The sequence below is a fragment of the Microbulbifer mixtoriginis (SeqCode) genome (genome assembly GCF_052468275.1).
Window position 1 is genome coordinate 4370866 of sequence record NZ_CP174341.1, and the last position, 18551, is coordinate 4389416.

Sequence of the window (18551 nt, forward strand, 5' to 3'; positions counted from 1 at the left end):
TTACTAACTTTTGTAATTAGACGCAGATTCTCGTTTGAGATATTCGTCAGCCCTTTAAGTTTTTCAATAATCTATAACCATCGCTCCTTAGACTCCAGGCTGGTCAGAGACCTAAAACTTACTCACAGCTCATCTTGGCACAAAAAATAGCCGCCGATTAGCCTGGTATTTAGATACTCATCAGCACATAGTAGGAAAATAATTGATTGGAAATAGAGATCGAGACTCTGGCAGACCGCTTACAGATCAACCACTTGTCAGTCGTTGAATATTATGACGGCGTTCCTTATGCCCTTTCCAGCGCCCATTGCTTTCCATATTGGTCTCTCGCTTATTCAGTATCAATCTTATGGAAAAGGGAGTGACGCCTAAGAAAAAGGCAACCATCTGAAATTTATCGGAAATATCCGCCAGAATATGTTTTCTGAATTAATGTATCTGCGCTTTTACGGCGAATAGTGCCTCAAAGAGATAGGTAACTCCATCTGACAGGATGTAAAGAAAAATAATCAGAAGCAATAATTCTAGTGAGCACTTATCTTTCAACGCAATGTTTAAGATTTCTTTTATTTCTGGGCTTATAAAGAGTGGAGAAAGTATTTATAAAATAACAATGGCACTCTGGAATTGAGACTCTGGGCTTGAAAACCTGTAAAATTCAACCTCAACTTTCTATGAAAGTTTTAATGATATCATTGAATATATAATACCCTTGTGCGGGATCGAAAGATCTCCCCAACACATACTCTCACCTTTGATCTAAAATGGGTCATTACATATACTTATAAAATACAAGCTGAACTTAACCCTTTTTATCCACACTATCAATATTTATATAATTTATCTTTTCAATATTCAGCCAATAAAGGATGCTCAACATTAACAGGAACCAAATTCTCCAAAAAGTCCTCAGTAGCCAAATCCCAACAGAAAGTTCTCGCTCGTGCGATACAATCCTCTGATTTGAATGTAAGAGCTTTTTGAATAGCCACCCCAAGATCTTCATCCATAGCACCAACCGGTGCATCGCCAATGATATCTCTTGGTCCGGTGACCGGATAGGCCGCAATTGGCAGGCCACAAGCTAACGCCTCAAGATTCACCAAACCGAAAGTATCTGTCAAAGATGGAAATACAAAAACATCCGCTCCAGCATAACACTCGGTTAATGCCTCTCCCTCTTTTACCCCCAAATAAATTACCTCTGGAAACTCTTTCTTTAATGCATTTAATTGAGGACCATCTCCTACCACCACTTTGGTTCCAGGAGTATTAATAGACAAAAACCTATCTAGTGACTTCTCCACAGCAATACGACCAACATTTAACATAATTGGCCTGGGCAGCCCTGAAAAAATTTCAGTTTCAACCTGGTGAAATTTATCCAACTCCACTCCTCGACGCCAGCGAACAATCCTACTAATACCTAAATTTCTTGCTTCTGTCTCCATACTTGTAGTTGTCACCATCGTTTGAGCTGCAGACTGGTGAAAATCCACAAGTAGTCTATGCAACCAACTTACAGGTATTTTGTATCTTAGGGAAACATATTCAGACAGTCTTGAAAGCCATGAAGTTGTATATCTTAAACCTCGCTTTTTACAATATCTCCGCATGGAAATACCAATTGGCCCCTCTGTCATAATATGAATAGTATCTGGGGAAAAATCATCAACAATACGAGCAAGACGGGAACCAGGGAATACTGCAATTCTAATTTCATGATATCCAGGCCAGGGGAAATACCTAAAGTCATCAACAGATAAAAGCTTGACTTCATGCCCTCGAACAGACAATTCTTTTATGGTTTTCTCTAGAACCCGCGATACGCCATTAAGCTGCTTCGGATAGGTGTCCGTAGCAATCAATATTTTCATACCATAAAACCTTTATCTAAAGAGAAGAATCGTTTCAAAGCAGCGCCAACAAAAATACGAAACCACTAAATAAAGCTGAGACGATTCCGACACTTACCATTTTGACAAGCAGGGTATTTTGCTCTGATCACAGCGACTGGAATATTTCTTTGCCACCTGCTCCACTTCTGATAAAAGCTTATCACTCAGCGTGATCGGCTGTAGCCCCATCTCCAGCAACTGGTCATTAACAGCCAGTAAATCATTTTCTGGAGACTCTTTTCTTGGGTTATCCACATAGGCAATAGCCACGTCTGTTTTATCAGCAATCAACTTCGCCAGATCCCTGACTCGATGCATTTCAGTCATCTGGTTCAATATTTTGACCCGATCATCTTTTTCCGGAGGATTTTCTATCGCTAACTGTATACAACGGCAACTATCCTGAATATGGATAAAAGCACGTTTCTGCCCACCGGTACCATGAACTGTAAGGGGATAATTAATCGCAGCCTGCATTAAAAATCGATTCAATACAGTGCCATAGTCTCCATCATAATCAAATCGATTGATAAGATACTCATCCCTACGGGTTTGATTTGTTTGTGTGCCCCAAACAATACCCTGATGTAAATCAGTAATACGCAGCCCATCATTTTTATTATAAAAAGCAAACAATAACTGATCCTGAGCCTTAGTCATATGATAGATAGAACCAGGATTTGGAGGATATAAAATTTCCGAACTGATAAATCTACCTTCCTCTTCCACTTGCACCTTAAGGTATCCTTCTGGGATTTTCATGCCGGCAGTGCCGTAACCATAAACACCCATAGTTCCCAGGTGTACAAGATGAATATCCAGCTTACTTTCTACAATCGCGGCAAGAATATCGTTGGTCGCACTCAAATTATTATTAACCGTCAATCGTCTATGGCTTGATGACTTCATCGAATAAGGCGCTGATCGCTGTTCGGCAAAGTGTACAATTGTGTGCGGTTTCTCGGTAACCATTAGCTCTAGCAGCCTGTGATATTCTTTACCGATAGTGATTACAACATGCCGAATATTCTTGCCCGACACTTCTCGCCAAACCCTCAGCCTCTCTCCTAATGGCTGAATAGGCGTGAGCGACTCGACTTCCAGCTCTATATCGGTTTTTCTCCTTGAAAAATCATCGACAATTATAACTTCATAGCCTGCATCAGAAAGATGAAGGGCGGTTGGCCACCCGCAGAATCCATCCCCACCAAGAACCAGTACTTTTCTCACCCTAACCTCATTTATTAGTGACGGAAAAATGACTTCTATTTGAATACACTGAATCAACTATTGATAATGAACTAGATTATCTTCACTAGCAGCATATCCAATCCAAGAGCAAAATCCTTTCGCTTATTGGTTATCTTTATCAGTAATTTCCACTCAAACTTAACTCACGGATAAAGCCAAGCATCTCTGCTAGAACTATCTCACTGTTTGCAGTGTGAAATATATGGCGTCAAAGACAAAACAAGCGCCAATCAAAGGGAAATAGCGCCAATCTTCATTTTCTTTGGCTTTTGTGGGAACAGAGTAGATCATTCAGGAATTCAGCGTTACTTTGAACAACCTTCAAATTACTAAGCATGTCCCAACCAATCAGACAAGATTTACAATCATTTTTGATTATCTTCACCGGCGTAGATCACCACCATTTCATGTGCAATAGAAATTTGCACATTCCTTCCACATTCCAATCATGATCAGGAAAACCTGAGCCCATCCACGCAAGGCAGAGCCAACAGAGCGACTAAACCTATTCCTCACATTGAAAAAAACCTGCACTCATAAAAACACGGGACTTTATTATTTGCTGTACGAAAAACTTATGCCTGCCAGATTAAAGTACTGACCACCATTACCAAGAGGCCCACTGTCATCGAAAAACAACTTTTTAATTTATCTAAATTAATGGGAACTTCACACGCCGAGATGACAACTAAGACACGTAAGACAAATACAAAAGGTCTGTGCAGCAGCGCAGAGGGTTATGGGCAAAAATTAATATCTGGGGTCGTACTTAGGGCATTAGCTCTAGCAGAAAGTTAGCTCTCTAAAAAAGCCAACTATCAGCAAATCTCCCTATTTTTTGAGCCTACTTCCGCAAACGGTTTTCCGTAAGCGGCTTGCAAGGATGCATTTAAGCTTTATTGAAATGCACTTTGTGGGAATAAAAATATCCTCACCAAGAATCTATTTAGCAATTTTTCCTGAGACTGACTGATCAGCCCCTGGATAAATTGCCGTACTTTCTACCCGTGCATTTTCATAAATATACTGCTCCATCCGCATTCTATTTCGTACCGGGAGATATAGCTGATGATTTCCAGAAGACACTTATTGCCTATTTCCCTGGCAATATCGGCCCTAACATTTATTGCACCTCCAGTCCTCGCGGATTTTGGTTCTAAACATGACAAGCATCGGGTACCTAAGAACGCAAGAAAAGGTCCGCGGCCACCCAAGCAACAACCCTTCGATTTCAGTTCAATCTTTAACACCGTCCAGATTCTGGAAGCTGGCGCTGTGGAAATACACCTCGGTGGCCATATTGATCAGGCCACACTGGAAGCAATGGACCCAATTGAAGCCTATGTTCATGCTTTCGAAGAAGGTGATGAGCTATTTGAAATGAACTACAACGCGCTCGATGGGGTAGGTGTCAATGTCGGCAACGGTAAGCGCTTCACCAGTTTTCCGCGCCCTGATCTCAGAGGCCCAAGGGCCTGGGCCAATATTTTGCCCCATCGAGCTACAGGCCCCAACGGTGATTCCTGTATCAGTTGTCACAATGTTCCCGTTGCCGATGGCGGCGGTGGTGTGAACGATAACGTGATCCGTATGGACCCAGAGCGCAAACAAAAAGGCTTTATTGAGCGTAACTCCCCGCACCTGTTCGGCATGGGCGCGGTACAGTTGGTGGCCGAGGAAATGACCACCGAATTACACAACCTCAGGGATCAGGCTGTCGACGACAGTTGTGCCTCCGGTGAAAGTGCCACTGTGGAAATGGTAGCCAAAGGGGTGAGTTTTGGTGAAATATCCGTTTCCTGTGAAAACGTCAACTACGACAATCTCGCTGGCATTGATACAGATCTTGTTGTGCGCCCCTTTGAGTGGAAGGGACTCACCGGCTTCGTACGTGCTTTTGTGCGAGGTGCTGCGCACCAGGAACTCGGTATGCAGGCCACCGAACTGGTCGGTGATGCCGATAGCGACTTCGACTCTGTCAGCAACGAACTGAGCGTGGGGGATATCACCGCACTGGCAATCTACAATGCTGCACAACCACGGCCAGTCACCAAGCTCGAATTGAACAGCGTGATTGATACCCTGAATGAAGAGGAAAGGGAAACCTACGGGCTACCTCTCAGTGAGGCAGATATTGCCAGCATTCAAAATGGCGAGGAAATTTTCTCCTCTATCAGCTGCGCCTCCTGCCACTCTCCCGAGATGGAAGTCAGCTCACCAGTATTTTATGAACCGTCGAAACACGCCAGCTATCGCGATGAGACCTACCCAGCGGGCAACATTGCCGGGTTACCCACTACCTCCCTGCAATTTAACCTGCTGACAGATATTCTCGACAACCCTCAGGAGCTACCTTCCGGCCAGACATTGGGACAGTTCGAGGAGTCCGAGAATGGCGGAGCAATTGTACGCCTCTATGGCGACCTGAAGCGCCACGATATGGGCCGAGCCATGGCTGAGGAGTTCGATGAGGGCAACGTGGGTGCCTCGGTATTCCTTACCGAAAACTTGTGGGGAGTAGGCTCCACGCCACCCTATCTACACGATGGCCGCGCCACCACCATGACGGAAGCTATTCTGTTTCACGGAGGGGATGCACAATCCAGTAAAGAGCAGTTTGTAGCCCTTAGCGATGGTGACAAAGCCGACCTGCTGAATTTCCTGGATAACCTGGTACTTTACCTGGCTCCAGAGTAAGTCTCTAAAAACCCACAATCCAACCGGGGCGGCCTATCGGCTCGCCCCTTTCACATCTCAATACAAATTATGGCGTTGATGCCACTCTGCCAGTGACTCATCTGGGTACTCATCGAAATGCTTGTCCACGGCTCGAATATCCGGCTCTACCCAGGTTTTGGCAAAGGCCAGCATCATATGGGTAAGTTCTGGTGGTACGGGAAGCTCACTATCTATCGCAGAGGCAAATGGGTGGACCAGATCGGGCCAGCGGGGGTCCCACAACCAAAGCGCACTGCCACAGCGGGAACAAAAATGGCGCTGCGCCGGGCTGGCACTATTGCTGCCAGACTTATCTCGCAATATTGCCTGATACACTGAGATAAACTCCTTCCCCTTTACCGTCAGCGACTGGTAATCCCCTCCCAGGTTAACGGCATAGCCCCCTCCCCCAGCCGTCTTGCGGCAAATCGAACAGTAACAGCGGTTAAATGGGTATGGTTGTGCACATTTAAGATTGAATTGCACCGACTGGCAGTGACAGGAACCTTTTAGTTTCAATATGAAATCTCCCCACTTGTCTTGCTTACACCTCCAATGTCTGTATCTAGGCTAGACTGGTTAGCGGTCCCACAATCAAGGGTTATGCCGCCATGGCAATAGATAAGCCCGTCAGACACGATAAGTGGCAGGCCCAGGAATATGTAAAGGCCTCCTCCATGCAGTGGCGGCACGCCATGGAAGCTATCCAGCGCTGCAACTATCAAGGCGCCAGTACTATCCTCGATGTGGGCTGTGGCGATGGCAGAATCACCCGCTATCTAGCCGAACACCTCAAGAGTGGCAAGATAGTCGGTGTGGACCTCACTGAGGATATGATTCGCCACGCCCGCAAAGCCCACTCCGGCGTACCCAATCTCTCCTTCGAGCAAATGAGCGCCGATGAAATTCAGTTTGATAAGCAGTTCGACATTATTTTTTCTTTCAGTTGCTTGCACTGGGTGGCAGACCAGAAGAAGGTCTGGAATGGCTTTTACAAACACTTACGAGAGGATGGCAAGATTGTGGTCGGCTTTCAGGTTGACCATGAGAATTTCTGGGATACTGTGTACGAATTCCAAAACAACAATCAATGGCAGGCATATTTTGAGAACTTTCTCGATCCTTACAATCATTATTCCCTGAATGAAATGCGTAATTATATCGAGGATGCTGGATTTTACCTGCCCAGGATCGATGAAATCCATCATGTGGAAAATTTTGGCACCCGAGACACGCTCACAGCGTTTTTCTTATCTTGGGTGCCTCAATTTCGACATCTGCAGAACTCGCAAAGACAAGAATTTGCCCAACAAGTGATGGATGCCTACTACCAAAAAATACATCCAGAAATGCGCAAACATGCTGGAGTACGGATCAAGCGATTTATTATTGAAGCCGTCAAATGAATCGGAATCCATGTATTAATTTTAAAGCTAGTAAACTCAAATCACCCTTAGCTGCTAACTTTTTAGAACTTAACCATTCTCTGCAAACTTTTGAAAAAGTATCAATAAAATAAAATCACGAACGGGCCATTGTATCTAGGTCCACCTTCAAGCAAGAGGCAATTAAGTTTCTCTTACAAAAGTTGTGGCCAGTTAAAATACTTACCAAGCCCTCTTTTCCCAGCAAACGCTCGCTGATTTGCTCTAATGGCAGCCCTTGCTGATCAAGCTGCTGTGCCTCTGCAGATAAATTCAACAGAAATTCATATTTCTGCTTTAACTGCTGCCAGCCATTTTCTACAACGCCTCGATGGGGACAGAGAATGACTTCGAAGGAGTGCTCCAATACACTTTTGATACTGCTTAACAGGATGGGAATATCCTCATCGATGCGAAGAAACTTTAAGTAATTGGCAATATATAAATCTGCACTGAACAACCAGCCGCGCTCTGGCAACAGGTAACAAGTCATATCTTTGGCATGGCCAGGGCTAAATAGGGGTTGCACTTCTTCAGTACCAATGCGGATATCTTCTGGCAGTGGCGCTACTTCGGCTTTTCCAGCGGTTCCCCAGAACAGTTTTTGCATGGGGGGGATACGAAAGCCCTTTTTTAATATCCCTATAGTTAAGTCCGGCGCATAAGCCTGCACGCCGGTGAGCTTCTGGATAGCTCCGGCGTTGCCGCTGTGATCCTCGTGGTGGTGAGTCAGCAATAGTTGTTTTAGCGGTGTATTTTCAATAAACGGCTTAACATATTTCCACTGGTTACTAGGGCCAGTATCTATTACTGTGCCATTAAGCCTATAAACGACAAATGTGGTGTTGACCCCCATATTCAGGCGGCCAACTCGGATTGCCTCCAGGCCCTGATATTTAAACGTTTCTCTTACCGACATGGGGAACTCTCTTACAGATTTTGGAGTATTTTCAGGCAAGTGGCACAAGCGGAGAAATTGCAATTTCCTCGAATGTAGGTGACATATCACTACTAATCTCTAGAAGGGGACAAGCAAGAAGGCCCAAGTGAGGCATAAATCCCCTAACCCAGTAGCAAACTGTTCTCACAATGCTTCCAGCGACACCACCTCAATCCCTCTTTCCGTGTAGCGCCAACACAAATTGAACCCACACAGCGCCATGCCATAAATTCGCTGTGGATCGTTTTTTTGGTAAGCCGGCCGGGGATCTTGTGCCAGAACCTGCTCAATTAACTTCGGCAGATCGGTGCCCCAGTCATCTTTATAGGCCTTGGCTTGGTGAAGAATCGCTTCCGGGATATTTATAGTGATTAATGCGGGGGCGGCATCGGCAAAAGCGCTTTCAGCATGTTGTAGGGCATCGGCATAGGGCACATAGGGTTTGATATCCAACACTGGTGTGCCGTCTACCAGGTCGGCTCCACCGACAATCAATTCCACTTTGGGGGAGGTGCGCACTTCCAGTAAACGCACCACGGAAAGGCCAATATTATTGGGCCTAAAGGGGGATCGAGTGGCGAGTACACCGAGCTTTTTATTACCACCCAAGCGCGGGGGGCGGACCTTGGCGGACCATTGCCCGGCAGCCTGGTGAAACTGGAAAACAACCCAGATATGACTGTTTTCCTCCAACCCCGCTACCGCATCTGCCACATTCAGTGGCGCTAGTAGTTCGATACTGGCCCGGCTGGCATCGGCGAGCAGTGGCTGACGGGGAACACCAAATTTTTCACCAAAACAGGAGTGCACACGGGCAATGGGCTCAACAACCATGGAAAATCCAGACAACCAATAATGAGCCCGATATTTTAAACCAGTTGCGGGAATTATTTATCGACACCAGCAATACACAAATATTTTATTTCCATGTAGTCCTCAATACCGTATTTAGAACCTTCCCGTCCCTGACCAGACTCCTTTACACCTCCAAAGGGCGCCATTTCATTGGAGATAATCCCTTCATTCACACCCACCATGCCGTACTCCAGCGCTTCAGACACTCGGCAAACCCGTCCAATATCACGGGAATAGAAATAAGAGGCGAGGCCAAACTCGGTATCATTAGCCAAGCGAATCACCTCTTCTTCCGTGGAGAATTTAAACAATGGTGCCACTGGACCAAAGATTTCCTCTTTAAACAGATTCATTTGCTCAGTGGCATTTCCCAGTATTATGGGTGCATAGAACTGATCGCCCATAGCATCGGGTCCGCCAGCAACCAGAGTTTTCGCACCTTTTTGAAGGGCATCTTCTACCAACCCCTCCACCTTTTCGACCGCTTTGACGGTAATCATAGGGCCAATATCGGTTCCCTCTGCAAAGCCATTCCCCATTGTTAGCGCGTTAACTGCCTGGGCAAATTTCTCCGCGAAAGCCTCGTAAACCCCTTCCTGTACGAAAATACGATTGGCGCAGACACAAGTTTGCCCGGCGTTGCGGTACTTACAGACAATGGCACCTTTCACTGCCTCATCCAGATCCGCATCATCAAAAACAATAAATGGCGCGTTGCCGCCCAGCTCCATTGAGGTTTTCTTCATGGTTTCAGCACACTGCGCCTGCAGTTTCTTGCCCACAGCAGTGGAACCGGTAAAGGTAAACTTGCGCACTAGAGGATTCTTCGTCATCTCGGTGCCGATGGCCGGCGCATTTTGACCAACCACAATATTGAAGATCCCCGGGGGAATACCCGCTTCCTCCGCCAGTACCGCCAGCGCCAGGGCGGATAATGGCGTCTCATGGGCCGGCTTGGCGATAAATGGACAACCGGCCGCCAGGGCCGGCGCCATCTTGCGGGCGATCATGGCATTGGGGAAATTCCATGGCGTGACTGAACAAGTGACCCCAACAGGTTGCTTGATCACCACGATGCGGCGGTCGTTGGCGGGGGGCGCTATGACATCGCCATAAATGCGCTTAGCCTCCTCGGCAAACCACTCGATATAGTTGGCACCGTAGACTATCTCTGTGCGTGACTCAGAGAGGGGCTTCCCCTGCTCGGCGGTAAGAATTCTGGCTAAGTCCTCGGTGTTATCGATCACCAAGTTGTACCAATGCCGCAGTAACTTGGCCCGCTCCTTAACCGGAGTAGCAGCCCAGTCTGGCCAGGCAGCACTGGCCGCCTCAATAGCGCGACGGGTCTCATCGGCACCAAGGTCAGCTATGCTGGCCACTACCTTGCCGGTGGCCGGATCTTTAACGTCGAATGTAGCGCCGGAATCGGCATCGACCCATTGGCCGTTGATATAGGACTGGGTGCGCAATAGCGCGGGTTTTTTCAGCTCCAGCATCGCCATCTCCTTAGGTGTCGTCCCTGATCCCGGTCGGACCCGCGATCTACCGCTAAGGATATTAACCCGTAAAATGCCCCCCGCAGTGCAAGACAAGGGGGGGATTGGCGACACTCTGGCTTGTAGGCGTGTGGAACTTTATTTTTTCTTTTTCACAAACTTCATCAGGCGGCGTTTCTTGGCCTTCTGGCGATCACTCAGTTTGTTTTTCTTACCGGCGTAGGGGTTGTCACCGGTACGGAATTCGATTTTCACCGGTGTCCCGTGTAGCTCCAAAGCCTTGCGGAACGTCTTTTCCAGATAACGTACATAGTGCGCAGGCACCTGTTCGGTCTGATTGCCGTGAATAACGATCACCGGCGGGTTCTGGCCGCCCGCATGGGCGTAACGCAGTTTGATACGATGGCCGTGCACAAGCGGTGGTTGGTGCTCACTTACTGCCCATTGCAGAATACGCGTGAGGTGGTTGGTGGAGAGTTTATCTGTCGCACTCTGATAGGCGGCCTCGATAGACTCGTACAAATGGCCAACGCCAGTACCGTGCAGGGCGGAAATAAAGTGCACATCGGCAAACTCGACAAAACGCAGGCGGCGCTCCAGCTCCGTTTTCACGTAGTCGCGGTGATCTGCCTCCAGGCCATCCCACTTGTTCAGAGCCACCACCAAGGCTCGTCCGGCCTGAATCACGCTGCCCATCAGGTGCATATCCTGGTCCACCAGGCCCTCGCGAGCATCAATCACCAGCACCACCACATTGGCGTCTTCCACCGCCTGCAGGGTTTTGACGATAGAGAACTTCTCCACCGATTCCTTAATGTTCTTGCGTCGGCGAATACCGGCAGTATCGATCAAGGTATAGGGCTTCTCATCGCGCTCATAATTGATATAGACACTGTCGCGCGTGGTGCCAGGCTGGTCGTATACCACTACGCGGTCCTCGCCGAGCAGGCGGTTGACCAGGGTAGATTTACCCACGTTGGGGCGCCCAACAATGGCAATCTTGATTCCAGTGGCCTCTTCCGGCTCCTCTTCAGCCGCCACCTCAGGAAGATCCTCAACCACGCGCTGCATCAGGCTGCGCACACCACGACCGTGGGTGGCAGTGGTGGGAAAGAGTTCACCGATACCCAGCTCATAGAAGGGCGCCAGGGCGATATCCGGGTTGACACCATCGACCTTGTTGGCAACCAGGAAGGTCGGCTTGGAGCGAGTGCGCAGCCGGTCTGCGATCATTTCATCCGCCGGGGTCAGGCCATCGCGACTATCCACCAGGAACAGTACGATATCCGCTTCTTCGATAGCCTGCATAGACTGCTGCGCCATGGCCGCATCAATGCCCTCTTCTCCACCGGTGATACCGCCGGTATCTACGAGAAGTACCTTGCGTCCATCGATTTCGGCCTCGCCATATTTGCGGTCGCGAGTAAGACCGGCGTAATTAGCCACCAAGGCGTCGCGGCTCTTGGTTAGACGATTAAACAGTGTGGATTTGCCCACGTTGGGGCGCCCGACCAGGGCGATAACTGGCAGCATAGAATTCTGGCTTTAGCCTAATAAATAAATACAAACGCCCGCACAAGGCGGGCGATTTCAATTCACCTGCGAAGCAGGCTCCTTTTGCGGGCTGGTGCCCAAAAGCGGACTGCCTGTCCGCCACAGCAATATTGCGCGCTTAGCTCCGAGCGAGGGTCAGGGCTACCAACTTGCCGTCATCAGACAGGACAAACAACAGGTCGCCATCCACCAGCATGGGGATACGAATCGAATCGTTATCCACCTCTTCGCGGCCGATAAACTGACCGGAACTGGGGTCAAGCACATGCAGGTAACCTTCCAAGTCGCCGACAATCACAACATCCTGGAAATAAGCCGGGCCACTCAGTTCGCGGCGCAGTAATTCATTGTTACTCCAGGCGATCTGGCCAGCGCCCACATTGTAAGCGTATACACTGCCCGAGGCGCCGCTCAGGTACACATGCCCTCCACCAACAGCCACTGAGTGGTTGGTAGAGGCATCACGCGCCCAGAGGCCGCGACCGTTTTCCTTGGATAAAGCGACAACACGCCCCTGGTAACTGGCGGCAAACACCAGATCACCGCGCACTACCGGCGACCCGTCGATATCCACAACCCGCTCCAATTCAGCAGAACCCTGCGGAATGGCAACGCGTTGTTCCCAGCGGGTGATACCGTCGCGGGCGTCCAGGGCAACCAATTTGCCATTATCGAGGCCGGCAATTACCAGACCGCCGCTAATCACGGGGGCCGCGGTGCCGCGGAGAGTCAGTACGGGCAAGGTGGTGGTTTGGCTCCACAACTCTTCACCGCTGCTGGCATCCAGGCCCACCAACTTACCGTCAACGGTTTGCAGGACCACAACACTGGATCCTATTGCCGGAGCGGAGACCACTTCACCAGAGACTTGATAGGTCCACAGTTGAGCGCCATTTCGCAAGTCCAGGGCCACCGCGCGGCCGCGGTAGTCGACAACTACAGCGATACCCAATCCAACACCGACACCACCGCTTAATTCAATATCCAGATCGGTTTCCCACTGGGGCCTACCGCTGCTGCGATCAAAAGCGGTCACTTCACCGTCGCTGCTGGCGGCAATCAGTTTACCGTCAGCCAGACCCGGCTGCAGCATCGCATAACGCTTCTCGTCGATGCTGCCCACATCCGCCGACCAGACTTCGCGCAGCTGAACACTAGGCGCGAAATCGACCAGGTCTACCGGATCGACATCCTCCTTACTCTCGTTGGAGGCGCAGGCACCCAGAGCTACCGCTAGGGCAACCGCTGCGGTGCGCCCCACAGCGCGATTGAGAAATCCCATTATTCGCCTCCCTCAGGTGCTGGTTCACTTGGTTTCTGCTCTTCGCCAGAGGCCACTGCTAGGCTCTCAACTTTGAGTTGTAGCAGCTGGGTACTGCCCGCCTGCTCTGGTAACAGCTCGGTCAAAGCCTGTTCGTAGGCACTGCGCGCGCCGGCGTCATTGCCTTTCTGTCGGAGAATATCACCGCGCGTCTCGGAATAGAGGGCGGCAAAGGCCGGGGGCACACTGCCCTCAATCAGCTTCAAAGCTTCATCTGGTTTGCCGCGCGCGGCAATCACCGTGGCCAGGCGGCGCTTGGCCAACAGCTTCATGGCGTCTTCTTTGGTGTTGTCGAGCACCCACTGCAAGTGAGTCTGCGCGACTTCCAGGTCATTCTTTTCCACAGCAATTGCGGCCAGGCGCAAAGAGGCCTGACTAGCGTAGATACGGCTGCCGTACTCGTTTTTCAGCTGCTCGGCAAGTGACTTCGCAGTAGTCAGCTGCTTGTTGTCTGGCTGGTTGTCATTAGCGGATACCGCCTGGATAAAACCTTGGTAAAGGTCCGAGGCCGCCTCAGCCTTGGAGCGCTGGTCACCCTGCCACCATTGATAACCAAAGTAGCCGGCCAGAGCCAGGACTATGCCGGTAAGAATGCCCCTGCCGTTTTCCGCCCACCAGCGCTTCAGCGTTTCTATTTGTTCTTGTTCGGTAAGATGCTCAGACATTGGGTAAATCGCCTTTCCTGTGGTTTCTAACTATCCTGGCGGGGGCCACCGCCACCCTGAGTATTTGAATCAGCCCTGCAGCAATGCCGCAAGTTCCGTGAGCGCGAGAGTCTGTTGCTGTTGCTCGGAGCGCAGATATTTCACTGTAATCTGACCATTTGCAGCCTCATCCTCGCCGATAATCAGTGCGTAATCGGCACCGCTTTTATCCGCTTTCTTCATTTGGCTCTTAAAGCTCCCACCTCCGCAGTGCGCCTGTAGACGCAACCATGGTAGCTCGTCGCGCAATCGTTCGGCGGCAGCCAAGGCGGCTGATTGTACATCACCCACCGCCACCAGGTAGGCATCTACTTGCTGCGCCAGACTCTCCGGTAGTACTTCAAGGGTTTCCAACATCAATACCAGGCGCTCGGCACCCAGGCCAAAGCCAACTGCTGGAGTGGGCTTCCCACCCATCTGTTCTACCAAACCATCGTAGCGGCCGCCGGCACAGACAGTGCCCTGGGCACCGAGACTGTCGGTCACCCATTCAAAAACGGTTTTACCGTAGTAATCGAGACCGCGCACCAGTTTGGGGTTGATCTCGTATTTCACCCCTGCTGCATCCAGTAGCTCGCGCAACTGGGCAAAGTGGGCGGCAGATTCCTCATCGAGGAAATCCAATAGACAGGGCGCCTCGGCGAGCAGTTCCTGGGTTTGCGTATTTTTACTGTCGAGAATACGCAAGGGATTGCGCTCCAGGCGGCGCTGGCTGTCCTCGTCCAGCTGCTCGCGGCGCTCGCTGAGGTAGGCCACCAGGGCCTCACGATAGGCTGCGCGGCTGTCGGAGTTGCCCAGGGAGTTCAACTGCAGGGTGACGTGTTCACCGATACCCAGCTGACGCCACAGCCGCGCAGTCATAATCAGCATTTCCGCGTCGATATCCGGCCCTTCGATGCCGAACACTTCCACTCCAAACTGGTGGAACTGGCGCAGACGGCCTTTCTGTGGGCGCTCATAGCGGAACATGGGGCCGAAATACCACAGGCGCTGGGGCTGAATCAGCAGGTTGTTTTGGATCGCTGCGCGCACGGTCCCTGCGGTGCCCTCTGGGCGCAGGGTAACGCTGTCTCCGCTCTTGTCCTCGAAGGTGTACATTTCCTTTTCAACAATATCGGTAGCCTCGCCCACGGCGCGGCTGAACAGCTGGGTTGCCTCCAGAGTGGGCGTACGGATTTCACTGTAGCCATAGCGGGCAAAGAGTTCACTGAGGGTCGCTTCCACATACTGCCAAACCGGGGACTGTTCCGGCAGCAGGTCGTTCATGCCGCGAATTGCGCGAAGTTGTTTCAACGCTGTTCCTTAAATTTCTAATTACTTAAATCAACGAATAGGGCAGTGCAATAGACGTGCCCGCTACGCTTTGGCGATGATATCTGCCTCACGCTCGGCCTTGGCAGCGGCCTTTTCGCGAATTAGGCGTTCCAAATCATCCACTAAATTCTCATTTTTGAATTTGCGGTCTGGCTGGCCGTCCACATAAATCGCGTGGCTCGGTGTACCGCCGGTGAGGCCAATATCCGCTTCCTTCGCTTCGCCCGGGCCATTGACGATACAGCCGATCACCGCCACATCCAACGGCGTGGTGACATCTTCAAGGCGCGTCTCCAGCTCGTTCATGGTTTTTACCACATCGAAGTTCTGGCGTGAGCAGCTGGGACAAGCGATAAAATTGATCCCCTTGCTGCGCAGGCGCAAGCTCTTCAGAAGATCCCAACCTACTTTCACCTCTTCCACCGGGTCTGCCGCCAGGGATACCCGCAGGGTATCGCCAATACCGTCGAGCAACAGGGCGCCGAGGCCAATTGCGGATTTCACCGTACCGGCTCGCAGGCCGCCGGCCTCTGTAATACCCAAGTGCAAAGGCTGCTCAATTTGCTGGGCCAGCTTGCGATAAGCAGCGGTAGCCATAAAGATATCCGAGGCTTTCACGCTCACCTTGAAGTCTTGAAAATTCAGGCTATCAAGAATCTCAACATGGCGCAGTGCGGACTCCACCAGTGCATCTGGCGTGGGCTCACCATATTTTTTTTGCAGGTCTTTTTCCAGAGAGCCCGCGTTTACACCGATACGAATCGGGATGCTCAGATCGCGGGCCTTGTCCACCACCGCACGAATACGCTTCTCACGGCCGATATTACCGGGGTTGATGCGCAGGCAATCCACCCCCAGGTCGGCCACACGCAGAGCAATGCGATAGTCGAAATGAATATCCGCCACCAGCGGAACATTCACCTGCTTTTTAATTTCCCCAAAAGCCTCAGCGGCCTCCATGCTGGGCACTGAGACCCGCACGATATCCGCACCGGCATTTTCCAGACGCTGGATCTGGCCCACAGTGGCGGCCACATCACAGGTTTCGGTATTGGTCATGCTCTGCACCGAGATCGGCGCATCGCCACCGACCGGTACATTACCCACCATGATCTGGCGCGACTTGCGGCGGACAATGGGAGATTCAAATTGCATAGGGCGGACCTGGCAGTATTGCTGCTAAAAATTCGAGGGGGAGATTATAGAGAGATTGGGCGCAAACCTACAGAGTTCGCGCCCAAACGGCGGAGATCCTTTAATTGCCCACAATCAGGCGGCGGGTGCGGCGATTGCCAATGGGGTCGCTTTCAATCGTTTGCTCGCGATAAACCACCTTGGTTGCACGGGCATTGCCGAGCATCACTTCGAAGGGCGCGCGCCCATCCAGGTTCTTGGAACTGCCGGCTTGCTGAACACCGGCGAGCAGTACAACACCCTCGGCATCCTTTACTTCAACCCAGGAATCCTCGTCGAAACTGAGACGCAGCGCTCCTTGCAACTGTTCATCCAGCTGCGCAACGGTTGCGGGTAGCTGGGCGGTAGCGTCTTCAGCTTGCACGCTGACCTGAGGTTCAGTAAGCGCATTATGTTCGGGAGTTTGAGCCTCCTCCGCGACTTCTTCCCCAGCGGGCTCTAGTTGTTGCGCCGGTGCCTCAGCAACCTGCAACTGGGTTGAACCAGGCTCCGCCAATGCTATTTCATTGATATTTACGGATGGCTCAGCAACGGATAGCTCAGCAGTTTCGGCAGGAGCTGCATTTTGCTCTACTGAGTTCTGCAGGCCGGGAATATTTACCGGGCCAACATAGAGCCACCAAAATACAGCGCCCGCCACCACAAATGGCAGGAGAGCCAACAGACCATAGCCGTGTTTGCGCGCCGGGCGCAGGGAGTCGGCTTTCATCTCGATACGTCGCGATTCTTTGCGCACCTGCTGTTTTGGACGTGCCGCATCGTAGGCGGTAAGCACAGGAGCGGAGTCAATGCTCAGCTCCCGGCAAATATTGCGAATATAACCCCGCGCATAAACCGCTTCCGGCTGGCGCTCGTAAAGGTCTTCTTCTAACCACTCCACCGTATTGTCGATAATACACAAGCGCCGGGACAGCTCCTCGCGAGACAGCCCGGCCGCCTCGCGCGCAGAGTGCAGTAGCGCACCGGGAGAAGCCTGTGTACTGGATTCGATTTGGCCGCTGTCGCGGTGCACGGAGTTACTATCCGTCATTACCACTCAACTCCTGATATTTCAGTGTTTCCGCAGAGTACGGGTACAGATTTTTTAGCGCAAGAGCATAACTCAGCTCCTTGTCGCGGTTGCCAAACACCTTTTCGATACGTATCCCCAACCATAGGGATTGGGGTGTCTGGCGTTTATTCTCACTGTAACGATCAAGGTACTGTTTGGCCGCAGAATAGTCGCCGGCCTCATATTTAAGCTCCGCCAACTCCAGTAGCGCTACCGGCAGATTGCTGTTGAGAGCGAGCGCACGCGTGTAGGCCCGTTCTGCTTCATCTGCTAAGCCCAAGCGATTGGCAGTACGGCCATAGTTAACCAGGGCAAAGAAACGGCGGTTATAAGTCAGGTCACTGGAGGCGTGACGAAATTGCTCTAAAGCATCCTCATAGCGCTCCTGCTGGTAAAGGAACACGCCATAGTTTGTGCGCGCCATGGAGAAATTGTCGCTGTAGCGCAGGGCCTTTTTGAAATGGGACTCGGCCACCTTCAATTCGCCATCGGCCTGGTACAGCAGAGCCAGGCCATGGTGGGCCATAGGATTCTTCTTGCCCAGCTCCAGCGCTTTGTTGAAGTGACGGCGAGCCAGCTCGCGGTTCTCTCCACTCTGCAGATAGCGAATACCCAGTTGAACATGGGTTTCCAAAGCCTTCTCCAGGTTGACCTCCTGGCGCTCTGGCAAACCAGTGGTTACACATCCCCCCAGTAACACAGTGAGAATCAGGCCTAAGAACCGCAGGCCAAAAGAATTTGCAGACACGACATCACCTGTACATTTATTTTTCATCTATCCATCAAGCGGGATCGCAGTGATTAATCACTATCGATCAAGCACCAGGGCGG

The 18551-nt window shown here is 50.8% G+C and carries 15 protein-coding genes; 2 read left to right on the plus strand and 13 right to left on the minus strand.

The window, feature by feature from the left end:
- Positions 1–848: 848 nt before the first annotated feature.
- Positions 849–1877: a glycosyltransferase family 4 protein gene (locus ACJJIC_RS19220; protein ID WP_445357681.1), complete on the minus strand. Its 1029-nt coding sequence runs from the start codon at positions 1875–1877 to the stop codon at positions 849–851.
- A gap of 93 nt (positions 1878–1970) precedes the next feature.
- Positions 1971–3128: an NAD-dependent epimerase/dehydratase family protein gene (locus tag ACJJIC_RS19225; RefSeq protein WP_444908890.1), complete on the minus strand. Its 1158-nt coding sequence runs from the start codon at positions 3126–3128 to the stop codon at positions 1971–1973.
- A gap of 1089 nt (positions 3129–4217) precedes the next feature.
- Here ACJJIC_RS19225 and ACJJIC_RS19230 point away from each other — a divergent pair.
- Complete coding sequence (locus ACJJIC_RS19230) at positions 4218–5846, plus strand: di-heme oxidoredictase family protein (protein ID WP_444908889.1); 1629 nt, start codon at positions 4218–4220, stop codon at positions 5844–5846.
- 57 nt (positions 5847–5903) lie between these two features.
- Here ACJJIC_RS19230 and ACJJIC_RS19235 read toward each other — a convergent pair whose 3' ends face one another.
- Positions 5904–6386: a GFA family protein gene (locus ACJJIC_RS19235; protein ID WP_444908888.1), complete on the minus strand. Its 483-nt coding sequence runs from the start codon at positions 6384–6386 to the stop codon at positions 5904–5906.
- Between the two features lie 92 nt (positions 6387–6478).
- Here ACJJIC_RS19235 and ACJJIC_RS19240 point away from each other — a divergent pair, with 92 nt between their 5' ends.
- Positions 6479–7273, plus strand: a complete 795-nt coding sequence (locus ACJJIC_RS19240; protein ID WP_445357682.1) for a class I SAM-dependent methyltransferase — start codon at positions 6479–6481, stop codon at positions 7271–7273.
- Positions 7274–7388: 115 nt separating this feature from the next.
- Here ACJJIC_RS19240 and ACJJIC_RS19245 read toward each other — a convergent pair whose 3' ends face one another.
- From ACJJIC_RS19245 to pilW, 10 genes are all read right to left on the minus strand, one after another.
- A complete protein-coding gene (locus ACJJIC_RS19245) occupies positions 7389–8210 on the minus strand; it encodes an MBL fold metallo-hydrolase (RefSeq protein ID WP_445357683.1) in 822 nt (273 codons plus the stop codon).
- A 165-nt stretch (positions 8211–8375) separates the two neighbouring features.
- Positions 8376–9065, minus strand: coding sequence for a tRNA (N6-threonylcarbamoyladenosine(37)-N6)-methyltransferase TrmO (gene tsaA / locus ACJJIC_RS19250; protein ID WP_445357684.1), 690 nt, complete (start codon positions 9063–9065; stop codon positions 8376–8378).
- Positions 9066–9118: 53 nt separating this feature from the next.
- The gene (locus ACJJIC_RS19255; RefSeq protein ID WP_445357685.1) at positions 9119–10582 is read right to left on the minus strand and encodes an NAD-dependent succinate-semialdehyde dehydrogenase; all 1464 of its coding nucleotides are present in this window, start codon (positions 10580–10582) and stop codon (positions 9119–9121) included.
- A 138-nt stretch (positions 10583–10720) separates the two neighbouring features.
- On the minus strand, positions 10721–12115 hold the full coding sequence (der, locus tag ACJJIC_RS19260) for a ribosome biogenesis GTPase Der (protein ID WP_252084821.1): 1395 nt from the start codon (positions 12113–12115) through the stop codon (positions 10721–10723).
- A 139-nt stretch (positions 12116–12254) separates the two neighbouring features.
- Positions 12255–13418, minus strand: coding sequence for an outer membrane protein assembly factor BamB (gene bamB / locus ACJJIC_RS19265; RefSeq protein WP_444924343.1), 1164 nt, complete (start codon positions 13416–13418; stop codon positions 12255–12257).
- Positions 13418–14122: a YfgM family protein gene (locus tag ACJJIC_RS19270; protein ID WP_445357686.1), complete on the minus strand. Its 705-nt coding sequence runs from the start codon at positions 14120–14122 to the stop codon at positions 13418–13420. Before ACJJIC_RS19270 ends, bamB begins: the two co-directional genes overlap by 1 nt.
- Positions 14123–14191: 69 nt before the next feature.
- A complete protein-coding gene (hisS, locus tag ACJJIC_RS19275; protein WP_445357687.1) occupies positions 14192–15454 on the minus strand; it encodes a histidine--tRNA ligase in 1263 nt (420 codons plus the stop codon).
- Positions 15455–15517: 63 nt separating this feature from the next.
- Entirely contained in the window at positions 15518–16630 is a 1113-nt protein-coding gene (ispG, locus tag ACJJIC_RS19280; protein ID WP_445357688.1) for a flavodoxin-dependent (E)-4-hydroxy-3-methylbut-2-enyl-diphosphate synthase, read from the minus strand.
- A gap of 100 nt (positions 16631–16730) precedes the next feature.
- A complete protein-coding gene (locus ACJJIC_RS19285; protein WP_445357689.1) occupies positions 16731–17699 on the minus strand; it encodes a RodZ domain-containing protein in 969 nt (322 codons plus the stop codon).
- Positions 17689–18468: a type IV pilus biogenesis/stability protein PilW gene (gene pilW, locus ACJJIC_RS19290; RefSeq protein WP_252084815.1), complete on the minus strand. Its 780-nt coding sequence runs from the start codon at positions 18466–18468 to the stop codon at positions 17689–17691. The genes ACJJIC_RS19285 and pilW overlap by 11 nt, the downstream gene beginning before the upstream one ends.
- Between the last annotated feature and the right edge of the window lie 83 nt (positions 18469–18551).